The sequence below is a fragment of the Dyadobacter koreensis genome, from assembly GCF_900108855.1.
Taxonomy (GTDB): Bacteria; Bacteroidota; Bacteroidia; order Cytophagales; family Spirosomataceae; genus Dyadobacter; species Dyadobacter koreensis.
The window spans coordinates 364191-378804 of sequence record NZ_FNXY01000009.1; the positions used below are offsets into that span (position 1 = coordinate 364191).

The following is a 14614-nucleotide window of genomic DNA, read 5'->3' on the forward strand; positions in this document are numbered from 1 at the left end:
TAAGATCAAACTCTGCTAAATACTACATGAAGATCATTCGTTACTTCCTGTTAACTTGTATTATTTTATTCGGAGGAAAAAATCTCTCCGCACAAAATCTCAAAGCTTCCGACGATCCTGGTCAGTTTATGGTACAGATCCGAAAACTGATGGATGGCAGCAAAAATCCAGTTTACATACGATCAACCGCGCAGCTGGACAGTGTCTGGATGAGCGCTGTAAGTTCACCACAGCAAAATAAATTCATCAGTATTGTCAAAACCCAATTCTCAAAAGGCCAGAAAGCGGGTCCTGTGCTTCACTTGCTTATAAAAAACACGGCGACATTAGTAAAATCGCAGGGAGACGTTGATGGATTTCTCGACCTTGCCGCAAAGTCTGGTGATAAATATGATGCAAAAACGATGCAGCGTATTCTTGAAACGGTTAAAAATACCATAGAAACCAACAAACTGTACACATCAAATTTTAACTCACTTTATTTACTTAGCGGTTCCTATAAATTCCGTTTTGATACAACAAGCGCTGCCGTAGTTGAAGCGCAGAAAGTTCAGGCCTCTGACAACTGGGACACACCCGTCGACTCAAATTTGGTTATCGCCCCAAAATCAAATCCTTTACCTCCCGTTTCAGGTGCTGTAATTGATTTGCAAAATGCTGTTTTCGGAATCGTCGCCACAGGCGATTCTGTTGCTTTTGGCCCGACAACGGGAAGTATTTCGTTAAAAGATGGAATTTTCGCTGGTAAGGGAGGAAAATTCAACTGGCAAACGGCAGGGGATTCTTCTATTTACACAGATTTAGACACTTATTCCTTCAATATAACACAGCCAAAAATAGTTGCGGAAAACGTAACCCTGCATAACGAAAACCAACTGGCTAATCCAATTAAAGGAACTTTGGAATATCGCAGCGTCAAGCGGTCCAGAAGCCAGCCAGCACAATATCCACGTTTCGTTTCCAATAAAAATGATGCACAGTTAAAAGCTTCAAGAAAAAATATTGCTTACAAGGGAGGTTTCGCACTAATCGGAACTACGATGTATAGTACTTCGCTGATTGATGAACCTTCTAAAATTACCGTTTCGTTTCAGGATAAACCCGCATTTTCAGCTACCAGCCGAAAATTCTCACTTAAAGACTCTGTCATTTCTGCTCCGCTCGCTTCATTCACTATGCCGATGGGAAAAGATTCGTTATACCACCCCGGCGTCACATTTATTTATAATGATCAGGAAGGACAAGTGAAACTTGGACGCGCCGAAAAAACGGATTTTGGCCCGTTACCCTATCAGGATTCTTATCACAAAATGAGTATTTGGGCCCAATCTATGCGATGGAATTTCCCGAATGAAAAAGTCGAGTTTACGCGTATCGACGGGAAGCAGGTTGTTCCTGTCAAACTTGAATCCTTTGATTTTTTCAAAAAAGAACGCTTTCGTGGTATCGCTCAGGAATTTGGTTTTCAACCTCTCCTAATGGCAGCTAATTATACCCAGACTGAAAAAAAACCTTCATTCCTAGCTGAAGACCTTGCTAAAAAATTCAAACAGGATCCCGTCATCATTCGCCGTGCTTTGCAGAGATTGGCACTTGAAGGTTATTTCAAATATGACAAAACCACGGATGAATTTTCAGTATCTAAAAAAGGGGTTTTGTATGTTTTGGGAAGTCTGGACAAAACAGATTATGACAACTTCCAGGTTAGTTCACAATTTGCTGCCAATGACGAAACTGCCAATGCTACCATTTCGCTAAAAGATACTTTATTAACTGTGCTTGGTGTCGGTCGTTTTGTTGTCAGTGATTCCTTGAAAATATTTGCTGTTCCTTCTGATAAAAAACTAGTTATTGGACGCAACCGTGACTTTTCTTTGAATGGACAATTAGTGGCCAACAATTATCAGTTCCGCGGACAAAATCTTAAATTCAATTACGGACAATTTTTCGTGAATGTTAATCCAAACGATTCAATCACATTTACACCGAAAGAAAAATTCGTAAAAGGACAAAGCGGAGAGGTCGGCGGTCACGTAAAATATGAAAAGGGCGGTACTTTTTACCTCAGTGACCCTGCAAATAAATCAGGAGTTCAGAAAGGAAAAAAATCACCGCGGCTTGTCGTGCCGGATGGGATGATCGTATACTTCGATCAACCGGAAAGAGGAACTGTTTTATATCCGCGCGAAGTGTTTTTCAAAATTCCGAAAATTGATATGGATGGACTGGATCAGCGTGATGTGATCTTTGAAGGTACTTTCAATTCCAATGGTATACTCCCTCCAATCCAAACTATTTTGAAAAGCATGCCGGACAACTCGCTGGGTTTTGAGTACAAGCCGCCGGTAACTGAAATGAAGCTTTATGGCGGAAAGGCCATGGCTCGTTTTACGGATACTTTGACGATGGATAACAGCGGTTTAAAATCAAAAGCGGTAATGCGCTATTTATCGGCTTCCATGACGGCTAAAAATATCTTGCTGACTGCCGATTCCCTGCTTGCTTCCGGTGAAATTGCAAGTATTAAAGAAGCTACGATCGGAAAGGGGTATTTCCCGGCTGTGGAATTGAAAGATTACGCCTTGCGCTGGTTCCCGAATTCAGATAGTATGTTTATAAATACACAGGGAAAATCTTTTTCATTTTATAAAGGAACCACAAGCCTTGAAGGAGGATTGCTGCTCAGGTCGTCCGGACTTTATGGTAATGGAAAATTAAAACGCCCTGATTCAGAATTAACTTCGGACGATATCAAATTTAACAAAGACGGGTTTCTGGCCAACAGATCTCTATTTGTAATTAACAGTGGGCAGGCGAAATCTTCCAAGAATATCCTCAGTGGCCGCAATGTAAATATCGATTTTAACATTAAAACTTCGGTAGTGAATTTTGTCACCGATTCGACCGGTTTCGATTCTGATTCTTCTGGGATGGAGCTTCCTGCCGCTTCTTACAAAACACTGATCGCCACTGCAAAATGGGACATTTTGAAAAAAACCATTTTGATGAAAGGTTTTGGAGAAACATCTTCATATACTTCGCTGGCGCCTGAACAGGAAGGCTTGACTTTCGAAGCTTCGGAAGGTATTTATGATGTTGAAAAAGTAACGCTTAATGTACGCGGCGTTCCTTTTATCCGTACTGCCGATGTCAAAATTATCCCGGATAAAGGAGTTGTTAGTATCGGAAGCAACGGACAAATTGCACCGTTGAAAAAAGCCAGAATCGAAATCGATACGCTGAACGCCTCTCACCGATTGCGTGATGCCGATATCAAAATCGATTCCAGAAACCGTTTTGAAGGCTCAGCGACTTACCAGTATATAACGGCAAGAAAAGATACTTTTAATATCAAAATGCAGAATTTTGAGTTGAGAGAAATTGAAGCCGCAGCAGAAGGAAAAAAATCGAAGGGCAATAAAGAATCCGGTCCGATCCGTTATTATACCACTGCAAAGGCTGACATCAAGGAAGCTGAAAATCTGATTTTGTCTCCAAGAATTCAATACAAAGGTGATATCAACCTTATCGCATACCAGCCTTCTCTACAACTTGAAGGATTTGTGAAGCCGGTGATTAAATTCCGTAAGGATTTCCAAAGTTCATGGATCGTTTACAAGGATACGCCCGGCGAGACAGTAGGGGTGAAAATTGACAAAAATCTTAGAAACGAGCACGATATGCCACTTTCTGTTGGTTTGCATTTCAATGAAAGCCGCGGAATGTATATGACATTTTTGTCGCCAAAAGAATCCGATGGTGATCAGGATATTTATCTTGCTCAGGGAACAATGAATTATGATGAAGACAGCAAAGCCTTCAAAGTAGCTCCTCCGGCAGGACCAGACGGGTTGGTTGACGAGGGAAATACCTTGAAATTTGATGACAAAACTGGTATCGCGTCCTTTTCGGGCCCAATGAACTTTACGTCATCAGACTGGCTGCAATCCACAGCAATTGCTAATGTACAGGTCGACAGCTCTAAGTTCACTTTCAATTCATTGCTTTTGATGAAACTATCGGCCCTGGAACCGGTTCTTCCTCAACTGGCTGCAAAGATTGTTGAAACCAATCTTGAAGAACAAAATAGCACAGCAGCCGACGATGACGCCGAAAATCTGAACAGGAAGCTTTCAGGACTTATAGGCTCCAAAGGTGTGGATGCGTACCTTAAACTTTCTGCTGCGGGATATAAACCTTTATTCGATGCGTCCCCAGCACTCGATGCGGCTATTGCACTATCCAGTGTTGATTTGCATTGGTCTCCAGTTCACAACGCCTATTTTTCACAAGGCCCGATTGGTGTTTCTCATTTTGGGAAAAATAATATCAATGCGCAGATGGAAGGTGTTCTGGAAATCCGCCGCTCTGAGCTCGGTGATGAATTTAGTATGTTTATTCAGGCTTCACCAGACGTTTGGTATTATTTTGATTATAAGGATAAGGAGCTGGGAGTTGTTTCTTCACAAATGGATTTTAACGATCTGGTCACATCCAAAGGCGCAAATTCAAAGTCAAAAGACATGTCTTTGGTTTCCATCGGCGTAGAAGAGAAGGATTTGTTCGTAAGCCGGTTTGACGACTTCTATCAGCCAGCAATTAAAAAGGCTAAGCTTACCAAAACCGTTAAGAAAAAAGTTATTCCGGCGGAAGAAAAAAAGAAGAAAGAAGAAAAAGCAGAAGGTTTCTGATAGTCAAATCATTAGATACGAAATTTTATTTTCCGGCAAACAAAACCTATTTTTGCATTTTAATGTTTAAATACCGTTTGCTTGCTTATGTGACGAAAGTACCGTATTTTTAAGAAACTTTTAAAGTTCAAATTAACCTACTAATAATACAAAATGAGCGTTGCCTTATTTATAATTACGACAATAGCCGCCTATTTGTTGGGATCTATACCAAGTTCGGTATGGTACGGAATTGGTTATTTCGGAATTGATGTACGTAAACACGGAAGTGGAAATGCAGGTGCAACCAACACTTTCAGAGTGCTTGGCAAACGTGCAGGTACGATTGTCATGCTCATCGATGTAATGAAAGGCTGGACTGCTACTTGTCTTGCTTCAATGTTGTTTTATATGGGGACGATTGCTGAGGGAGATATCTTAATGTACAAGATTATTTTTGGTATAATCGCCATTGTAGGACATATTTTCCCGGTATTTGTTGGATTTAAAGGCGGAAAGGGAATTGCCACGCTGTTAGGAATGGTACTTGCCATACACCCGGAGCTTGCGGCTTTGAGCATCGCCATTTTTATATTGACATTGATCGCCTCTCAATATGTTTCTCTAAGTTCGATTCTGGCAACACTGGCTTTCCCGGTAATGTCGTTGCTCGGTGTTTTCGGGCAGCCTGAAACATTGCTTGTCATTTTCGGTTTTGTCATGTTTGTCCTGGTCGTGATCACGCACCAGAAAAACATTGTAAGATTGCTGAATGGAAACGAAAGCCGCGTAAATATTTTCGCCAAATCAAAATCGAAAGGACAATCCTAAGAAATAAAAAATTAGAAATACCTACCCCTAAGGCCATAACCTTAGGGGTTATTTTTTTATATTCGGCACCGTTAAAATCGCATGGATTTATAAACTGTAATTGAAGTTTAAAACGGCTAATTTTAAATTTTTTAATGCAAAAACAATGAATAACTACATCGAAAAAAACCGCGATAAATTTTTAAATGAGCTTTTAGACCTGATCAGAATTCCTTCTGTAAGCGCTGATTCAAAGTTTAAAAATGATATGATCAGGGCAGCGGAATTTGTGCGTGACAGCATTGCAAACGCAGGGGCAGATAAAGCACAGATTTTTGAAACTCCCGGCCACCCGATTGTATATGGAGAAAAAATAATTGATCCGTCATTGCCGACAGTTTTGGTTTACGGACATTATGACGTTCAGCCGGCGGATCCTTATGAATTATGGAATTCGCCACCTTTTGAACCGGTCATTAAAAACGATCGTATTTATGCACGTGGTGCCTGTGATGATAAGGGGCAGTTTTATATGCACGTAAAAGCACTGGAAACGATGCTTGCAACAAATACTCTGACTTGTAATATCAAAATGATGATCGAAGGAGAGGAGGAAGTTGGTTCTTCTCACCTGGAAACCTTTGTGAAAGCAAATCGCGAGATGCTGAAATGCGATACTATTCTTATTTCAGACACCAGCATGATCGCAAATGATGTTCCTTCGATCGAAACGGGCCTTCGTGGTTTGACCTATCTCGAAGTTGAGGTTGTAGGAGCCAACAGAGACCTTCATTCGGGCGTTTACGGCGGTGGCGTAGCGAATCCGATTAATGTGTTATGTGAAATGATTGCGTCGCTTAAAGACGAAAATGGCCATATTACAATTCCTGGTTTTTATGACAATGTAGAGGAACTTACAGCTTCGCAACGAGCTGCTTTGAATGCTGCGCCATTTGACCTGAATGAATACAAGAAAGATCTCTCCATTGAAGATGTTTCGGGAGAACTTGGTTATACGACCATCGAACGTACTTCTGTTCGGCCAACACTGGATGTAAATGGAATTTGGGGAGGTTATATCGGTGAGGGGGCAAAGACTGTCCTGCCATCGAAAGCCAATGCAAAAATTTCGATGCGTTTGGTACCGAACCAGTCAGATCAGGAAATTTGCGATTTGTTCACTAAACATTTTGAAGCGATCGCGCCCTCATCCGTGCGGGTGAAAATCGTTCCTCATCACGGCGGTCTGCCTTATGTCACGCCAACAGATTCTATCGAATATAAAGCGGCAGAAATGGCGATGGAAGAATCTTTTGGTAAAAAACCGATACCAACCCGCGGAGGCGGGAGTATTCCAATTGTTGCTTTATTTGAGCAGGAATTAGGGAGAAAAAGTATTCTAATGGGTTTCGGTCTTGATATCGACGGCTTGCATGGACCGAATGAGAGTTATGGTCTTTTTAATTTTTACAAAGGCATTGAAACGATTCCTTTGTTTTTCAAGCATTATGCAAAATTGAAGAAGGGGGAGTAGCTTCTGTTATTTTAATTAGTTATAAGGCGGATATACTTCTGGTTTTGTTTATTATCCGTCCGACGGCGAAAAAGCCGTCGGACGGAACGCCCGTCGGATGGTTTTTTTACCATCCGACGGGTAATAAAACGTTCTATTTTCTCCTGTTCCGACGCTCTTCTCGTTTTAGTTTTTTCAAACTGTCGATGTGTTTTTTAGCTTCTTTGTCCTGACTTGAATTTCGGTCTGCCTTATCATCAGCCAGTTTGTAGTAGCTCAATGCTTCGTCATAGTTTTTCTGCATTTCTGCAATCTTCCCTAATCCCAAAAGCGACGAAACGTAATAACCCGCATTCATAGAATTTGTCTGCGTGGAAAATTCAACAGCCTTCTTGAAATACTGACTGGCAAGATCATAATTACGATAATACTGCATGTTATAAAATCCAAGAACGTAAGCCGCGTTTCTACCACTTACTCCCTCATACCCAGGCATCCCCTGACTGATTTTATCGAGAATATTCTGCGCTGCTTTTTCTGCTTCGCCTGTTTTTCCCGTCACAAAGGCAGTGCGGCAAAAATATCGTTCGAAGTATGGATTATTTGGGAAGGTCTGCCACATGTATTTTGCCATTTCATATGCCTTTCCGTATTCATTTTCCATACTGTAAATCTGCAGCAGGAAATAGCGGGCTTCCACTCGTGTATAAAATGCATTATTGCCAACCTTTTCCAGCTGTTGTTCTCCCAGCTTTTTATTTCCTTTCGGAAAAAATGCAAGAATTGGTTTCAGTAATGGATATTCACTCGGCACCCATTGCGCGTAGTAATTATAAATTCCATCCCCAAAAAGCAATTCGGGAGAAAGATCTCCATTTCCTTTACAAACTTCCAGATATTTCAGTGCATTTTTTCCAGCGAAAGTAGCTTTCGTCCACTGCTTACGTTCTGAATAAAGACGCCCCTTAAATGCGTGAGCAGCCGCCAGGAAAAATGCAGGCTCAATTTTGTTTTTTTCATCTTCGTACAAAGTCTCCGCTAATGTAATGGTGGAGTCCATATGAGCGAGAAATTTCTTGTCATACGTTTCTATGTCTGTATTGGGCACAATTTTCCACCATTCAGCCAATCCCATCAAAAAATGTGGCATCGGGTGTTTGGGGTAACGATAGCGCAACCAACGGAATTCTGCATCAGCTTCGGCAAACTTGTAATTATACAACATGTTTATCGCTTCTGTTGCCTCTATCTGGACGCCCGGATTCTTAAGAACCATATCATAATTCTTGTCCAGTTCGGCCGAGGAATAAAGTTGGGCAACAGCAGAAGTGATAGAAAGAAATATAACAAGACCGAAAGCAAAAGGTTTAACCAGCACTTTTTTCATATTTAAACTCAAAAATCTGTCAATATTAACGTTGGATTCATATTTTACGTTTGCGGGGAAGTGTGTTTTTGAAAAAAGAGTTAATATTACTGTTTAAGAAAATTCGACATGATTACAATCCACGACAAAACATTTACTCCGTTCATTTCTCAGGAGACTATCGAAAACCGCATTGCCGAGCTCGCATCACAGATTAATACAGACTATGAAGGTCGAAAACCTTTCTTTTTAGTTGTCTTAAATGGTGCATTTCTCTTTGCTTCCGAGCTCGTAAAAAATATCCCCCTTTCCTGCGAAATAACTTTTGTCCGATTATCGTCGTATTCTCAAACAGAATCTACCGGAAAGGTACGGCAAATCATTGGTTTGGAAGAAACGCTTACGGATCGTGATGTAATTATTATAGAAGATATCGTGGATACCGGACTTACCATGCACCAGTTACTGCAACAAATAAGTGATCTAGGACCGAATTCTATTGAAATTGCAACTTTGCTTCACAAGCCCGACGCGATTAAAAAGCCGATTGATCTTCGCTATGTTGGTTTTGAAATTCCAAATCGTTTTGTCGTTGGTTATGGCCTGGACTACGACGGCCTGGGCCGCAATCTGGACGCATTGTATGTACTACCAGAATAAACTTGCCTTTACAAAAGTACTCAATAGTACCTTTTCAGGAAAATTTTAAATCTATTTGCGTTGATTCTGAACGAATTTATTCAAATTGAATTTTTAATTTTCAACAAACGAGCCACTATAACATGCGAATTCAGTTTTTTGGTGCCGCGCGCACCGTTACGGGTAGCAAGCATTTGGTTACTACTGAAAAAGGGACAAAAATATTACTTGATTGCGGATTATTCCAGGGAATTCAGACTGATGAGTTCAATCAGGAATTTGGATTTAAACCAGCCGAAGTCGATTATCTGGTTCTTTCTCACGCACATATTGATCATTCCGGTTTAATTCCAAGATTAGTTCGAAAAGGATTTTCCGGCCCGATTTATTGCACGGCTGCAACAGCCGATCTATGCAGAATTATGTTGCTGGACAGTGCACATATTCAGGAAAAAGATCTTGAACGGATTAACCGGAGACGGGAGCGACAGGGCAGACCTTTATTGGAAGAATTATATAATGGTGAAGATGCCGAAAAAGCTCTTAGCCTTTTACATGCGGTTCAATACAATCAGACATTCCATTTGGGAACCGACAATGAGGTGGCCGTTTTTTTCACAGACGCTGCACATATCCTCGGCAGTGCCGCAGTCCATTTGAGTATTCCTGATCAGGGAACGTTTAAAAAATTGACTTTCACAGGAGATATAGGACGTCCGGAAGATAATATTTTACGCAAACCGGATACGTTCCCACAAGCTGATTTTATCATTTGCGAGTCAACTTATGGCGATAAGCTGCACGAAAAAGAAACCGATATGCAGGCGCACTTGCTAAGAGTCGTTCAGGAAACCTGTGTTGAACGTAGAGGAAAGGTAATAATCCCGGCGTTCGCTATTGACCGCACACAGGAATTAATTTATGCGCTCGACCAGCTTTCCAGCTCCGGAAGGCTTCCCCGGATTGACGTTTATATTGACAGTCCGCTTGCTATTCGGGCGACACGCATCATGAAGGAGCATGAGGAATGTTTTAATCCTGAAATTCTAGACTATATCGAAAAAGATGGGGACGCTTTTGCTTTTCCGAATCTTCATTATATCTCTGATGTAAGCGAATCCATTGCTTTGAACGATAAAAAGGAGCCTTGTATAATCATTTCGGCATCCGGCATGGCAGAGGCTGGCCGTATTAAACATCACATCAAAAACAACATAGGAGACCCGAATTCGACGATTTTGCTTGTGGGATATGCATCTCCAAATACGCTTGCCGGCGCGTTGAAACGTGGAGATAAGGAAGTTAATATTTTTGGAGAAATGCATCCGGTAAAAACGCGGGTGGAAGTCATGGATTCATTTTCAGCGCATGGGGATTATAACGAAATGCTTCAGTTCCTGGCTTGTCAAGATCCTGCACATGTCAAGAAAGTATTTCTCGTACATGGAGAATATGAAACGCAGGTTTCATTTAAAATCAAATTGGAAAAAGCAGGATTTAAAAATATTCACATCCCTGCGTTGTATGAAAGCGTAGAGGTTTAAAACAAAAAAGGAGCTTTTATGAAGCTCCTTTTTTTCTTAGCTAAAATTATGCTCAACTACCTGGTCTGTCTATAGTCACTCTTCTGTTTCGAAGCAAAAGCGTGCTTCCCTCCGACGACGAGCCGTCGATCCATTCAATGATAAAAAATGGGATAGATAGGATTGAAGTTAATATAAGCGCTAACACCATGATGATAGCAAACCAAATTTTGGCAATGAAATATATCGCTTTATTTATGTAATTCATGATCGTGAGGTTTGGTATATAACAAATAAACAATTTGATATTTAAAAGAACCGTACCAAAAGACGTGTTCTTAAAAACTTTTAAATTCCTCACTTAACAGAACAAATCTCCGCCTGACAGAATAATACAATTATTTATTTTCCCGAATTTTCTTCACAATTTTTACGGCCGACATTATAATGACGGCAAAGGCGATAAGTCCGAGCACACCCCAGATCCAATCGACTGAATTTTTGAGAACAACCAGAAATACGATTGAAAACAGGAAAATAGTGGCCACTTCGTTCCACAGCCTCAGCTGCATCGAGCTGAACCTGAATTGTCCTTTTTGAATTTCAAGTATCAGTTTTCTTGTGAAGAAATGATATCCCACAAGACCAAGAACAAAGGTCAGTTTCATATGCATCCAACCCTGGCTGAGCCAGCCGGGTGTAAGATAAATCATCGTCGCTCCGGTAATGAGCGTCAGCCACATTGCAGGCACCATGATTGCGTTCCATAACAGCTTTTCCATTTTCCTGAACTCAGCGCTCAAAGCTTCTTTTATTGCCTCAGCTTTATTCTGCGCCTCAGTGTGATAAACAAGCAGGCGGGGCATATAAAAAAGTCCTGCAAACCAGCTAACGACGAAAATAATGTGAAGCGCTTTAAAATGTAAATAGGTCATTCTTTTAACGTGGTGATGAGTACGAAACGGCGGTCTGAATACAACGCATTAAAACAAAAGAATGATCCATCGAGGGTCGTTACATCGTACATTAATTGTCATAAAGTGTAGAATTCGTCCACAATGGTCACAAATTTAAAGCGTTTGTTTTCTATTGCCGGTCAAAATTTTTGATACAAACTTTATGCTTTGAAAATCTGTTAACCATATAGAAGTTTTAAAATTAACCATATACTTTCGATGAAACCAATCGTCCCGATTTTCACGTTCGTACTGATGTGCTGTATGGTGGTCATATCTTGCGCACAATCCGATAAAAAGCAGAAGAAAAAAATGAATAAGGAATCGTCTGTATCGACTCAAGTCGATACTGCAAATACAGAAATAGCAACTTTTGGAACAGGATGTTTCTGGTGTTCGGAAGCGTTATTTGAGACTTTGGATGGCGTGAAAGATGTTGTATCAGGTTATTCCGGAGGGCCGGTTAAAAACCCGACTTACAAAGAAGTTTGCGAAGGAACGACAGGTCACGCAGAGTGTATCCAGGTAATTTACGATCCTAAGAAGATCAGTTACACGGCTTTACTTGAAGCTTTCTTCCGCGGACACGATCCTACCAGCTTAAACCGTCAGGGGAATGATGTTGGCCCACAATACCGGTCTGTGATTTTTTATCACAACGAAGAGCAGAAAAAACTGGCAGAGGAAGCGAAAGCAGAACTGAATAAATCAGGTGCTTATGCAAAGCCAATCGTAACCGAAATCACGAAAGAACAAACGTTCTATCCCGCTGAAGATTATCATCAGGATTACTTTGCTAAAAATCCTGACCAGGGATACTGCGCATTCGTTATCGCCCCTAAACTTGATAAATTCCGCAAAGTTTTTCATGACAAATTGAAGAAGGATATTTAGGATTTTAGACCGTACAATGCGTCGAAAACCCCTTTGATCATTGTAATTTTCCGTATAATAAGTATCAATGGCACAAGTTTTGAAGCAATAATTTAAACGCTTTAATTTGTGCCATTATTTTTACTTAATCAGTCTATGAAAATGAAAAACATTCTATCAACGCTACTCGTTATCGCAGTATTGGGAATCACTTCTCAAACGGCTTTCGCGCAAGAACAATTTCAAAAAGGGGATAAAATATTAAACGTAGGGATCGGTGGTGGCGGCTACGGCTTTTACGGCGGAGGTTTTGCCGTCGGCGGATCATTCGAATATGGTGTGCACGAATTTATCAGTGTTGGTGGCCAGGTTGACCTGAATTTTTATAATTACAGCTATGCTTTCGGATTTAAGGATAATTACATTTCTGTTCCAATTGCAGCCAGAGGATCTTATCACTACGGAAAGCACTTTTTAACAATTAATGCCTTAGACCTTTATGCGGGTCCGGTACTAGGTTTCAGTATCGACGGTAATGAATATTACAGCGGGACATCTATTGTGATTGGTGCGCAGGCTGGCGCAAGGTATTATTTTAAACCTGCTATGGGAGTTTTTGCAGAATTTTCAGGAGGATCAAATGTGATTCCCGCAAAAGTTGGACTTACGTTCAAATTCTAAAGTTAAAAGTCCAAAAAACGGCTGGAGCTAATTTTCCAGCCGTTTTTTTGCTTTTTTAGAAAGTGACTCTGACAATAAGACCTGCTGATTGTGTTGCAGGATTAAATAAAGGATTAACTTTCAGAGACAATGGTTCATTTCTTCGCCGGAGTTCATCTTTTACCAACAGTGCTTTTTGGGCATAACTTTTCTTTTTTATAAAACCGACAATTGTCAAAGGAATCCCAGCACCCAGACCAGCAAGGAACATCATATATCCTCCCACAAAATTTCCCAGATCATTAAATGAATTTCCGTTACCAGAACTTGCCATAACACCAATTCCCGCTCCGGTCAAAACCACTCCTCCTATCAAGCCAATAGTGCCCATCTTTCTATAATTCTCAGACTTACTTAGATAAAATTTATAGTTGGCACGAAGCTGATTGGAATCCCAGTCGCGAACGGTTTTTATCGGTAAATTAACTTTCGGAGTTGACTTGCCATACGGTGTAACAGGAGGCTGCACAGCTATTTCATCGTAATAAATCTGCGGTTTCTCATCATATTTTTCAGTTTCTCCATTACCATACAAAATCGAAGAAATTTCTGTTTTTTCAATTGTGAAAACAGGTCCTTCCGGGTCGCTTAACTTCTTATATTTAATCGTCGAAGCATTAATTTCCTGGATAATGGCTTCAATCTTTTCATTGTTTTTGGTCACAATCACATCATTCTTCCGAACTGTTTGCGCCTGTGAAAATTCCGCAGATGATAGGATCATCCAACAGATCAAAAAGAAATATTTTAACCCGGATACAATTGTTTTCATAGAGAGAAGAGTAATTTTTTATTTAAAATAGCTATTATTTTAAACCCCGAATTTGTTCAGCTGCTTCACAAGCACTTCGAAATCTTTTGGATAAGGTGCTTCTATTTTCACCCTTTCTCCGTTCATTAATGCAAAAGAAAGTGAAAATGCATGAAGTGCAACCCGTTGGATAAGAGGCTGTTCTTCGGTTTCCTTTTTAAGGTTAAACTTTCGTTTCAGGCTGGAAAGGAAAATCGGTTCGCCTCCGTACTGCGGATCGCAAACGATCGGCGCCTTCAGACAGGAAAGGTGAATACGGATCTGGTGCATGCGTCCGGTAATCGGGATACATTCTACCAGGGTATATCCGCGATATACCTTTATTGTGTTAAAAATAGTTTCTGCAACCTTCCCTTCCGCACGATCAATCTTTACAGCGGTACCATTTTTCAAGGCTAAAATCGGCAGATAAACTGACACGCTATCCAAATCATGGATGCCATTCGTTACAGCATGATACCGTTTGGTGACCTCTCTGTGTTCAAACTGCATGGCCAGATGGCGGTAAGCAGCAGGATTTTTGGCAAATGCCAGAACACCGGAAGTCTCCTTATCCAAACGGTGAGCTGCTTGTAATTCTGGATTATGTGCTTTTGCAAGACGCAAAACACTACCGCCACGATCGGCAGTACGTTCATCCAGCGTAGCTAAATGAGGTGGTTTATTAACGAGGAGAAAGTCCTCGTCTTCAAATAAAATTAAGTCTGCGAAATTGATTTTCATAATTTAACTA

The 14614-nt window shown here is 40.7% G+C and carries 12 protein-coding genes; 7 read left to right on the forward strand and 5 right to left on the reverse strand.

Annotation, left to right across the window (positions count from 1 at the left end):
* Positions 1-26 precede the first annotated feature (26 nt).
* From BMY70_RS26755 to BMY70_RS26765, 3 genes are all read left to right on the forward strand, one after another.
* Positions 27-4691: a hypothetical protein gene (locus BMY70_RS26755; protein WP_090340739.1), complete on the forward strand. Its 4665-nt coding sequence runs from the start codon at positions 27-29 to the stop codon at positions 4689-4691.
* A gap of 153 nt (positions 4692-4844) precedes the next feature.
* On the forward strand, positions 4845-5501 hold the full coding sequence (gene plsY / locus BMY70_RS26760) for a glycerol-3-phosphate 1-O-acyltransferase PlsY (RefSeq protein ID WP_090340742.1): 657 nt from the start codon (positions 4845-4847) through the stop codon (positions 5499-5501).
* A 145-nt stretch (positions 5502-5646) separates the two neighbouring features.
* Complete coding sequence (locus BMY70_RS26765) at positions 5647-7014, forward strand: dipeptidase (RefSeq protein WP_090340849.1); 1368 nt, start codon at positions 5647-5649, stop codon at positions 7012-7014.
* 133 nt (positions 7015-7147) lie between these two features.
* Here the strand turns inward: BMY70_RS26765 and BMY70_RS26770 are convergent, their stop codons facing one another.
* On the reverse strand, positions 7148-8380 hold the full coding sequence (locus BMY70_RS26770) for a tetratricopeptide repeat protein (protein ID WP_090340745.1): 1233 nt from the start codon (positions 8378-8380) through the stop codon (positions 7148-7150).
* A gap of 108 nt (positions 8381-8488) precedes the next feature.
* Here BMY70_RS26770 and hpt point away from each other — a divergent pair, with 108 nt between their 5' ends.
* Positions 8489-9019, forward strand: coding sequence for a hypoxanthine phosphoribosyltransferase (hpt, locus tag BMY70_RS26775; RefSeq protein WP_090340748.1), 531 nt, complete (start codon positions 8489-8491; stop codon positions 9017-9019).
* A gap of 122 nt (positions 9020-9141) precedes the next feature.
* A complete protein-coding gene (locus BMY70_RS26780; protein WP_090340750.1) occupies positions 9142-10542 on the forward strand; it encodes an MBL fold metallo-hydrolase RNA specificity domain-containing protein in 1401 nt (466 codons plus the stop codon).
* A 52-nt stretch (positions 10543-10594) separates the two neighbouring features.
* Here BMY70_RS26780 and BMY70_RS26785 read toward each other — a convergent pair whose 3' ends face one another.
* Together BMY70_RS26785 and BMY70_RS26790 are read right to left on the reverse strand one after the other, a co-directional pair.
* Complete coding sequence (locus tag BMY70_RS26785) at positions 10595-10789, reverse strand: hypothetical protein (RefSeq protein WP_090340752.1); 195 nt, start codon at positions 10787-10789, stop codon at positions 10595-10597.
* A gap of 130 nt (positions 10790-10919) precedes the next feature.
* Positions 10920-11456, reverse strand: coding sequence for a CopD family protein (locus BMY70_RS26790; RefSeq protein ID WP_090340754.1), 537 nt, complete (start codon positions 11454-11456; stop codon positions 10920-10922).
* 240 nt (positions 11457-11696) lie between these two features.
* On the opposite strand from BMY70_RS26790, the gene msrA reads away from it, so the two are divergent.
* Together msrA and BMY70_RS26800 are read left to right on the forward strand one after the other, a co-directional pair.
* Positions 11697-12371 (forward strand): peptide-methionine (S)-S-oxide reductase MsrA, encoded by a 675-nt coding sequence (gene msrA, locus BMY70_RS26795; RefSeq protein ID WP_177197139.1) that lies wholly within the window; start codon positions 11697-11699, stop codon positions 12369-12371.
* A 141-nt stretch (positions 12372-12512) separates the two neighbouring features.
* Positions 12513-13031, forward strand: coding sequence for a hypothetical protein (locus BMY70_RS26800; RefSeq protein ID WP_090340853.1), 519 nt, complete (start codon positions 12513-12515; stop codon positions 13029-13031).
* A 55-nt stretch (positions 13032-13086) separates the two neighbouring features.
* On the opposite strand, the gene BMY70_RS26805 is transcribed toward BMY70_RS26800, so the two are convergent.
* Both BMY70_RS26805 and BMY70_RS26810 read right to left on the reverse strand, forming a co-directional pair.
* Positions 13087-13842 (reverse strand): hypothetical protein, encoded by a 756-nt coding sequence (locus tag BMY70_RS26805; RefSeq protein WP_090340756.1) that lies wholly within the window; start codon positions 13840-13842, stop codon positions 13087-13089.
* A 39-nt stretch (positions 13843-13881) separates the two neighbouring features.
* Entirely contained in the window at positions 13882-14604 is a 723-nt protein-coding gene (locus tag BMY70_RS26810) for an RluA family pseudouridine synthase (protein WP_090340758.1), read from the reverse strand.
* Positions 14605-14614: the final 10 nt, after the last annotated feature.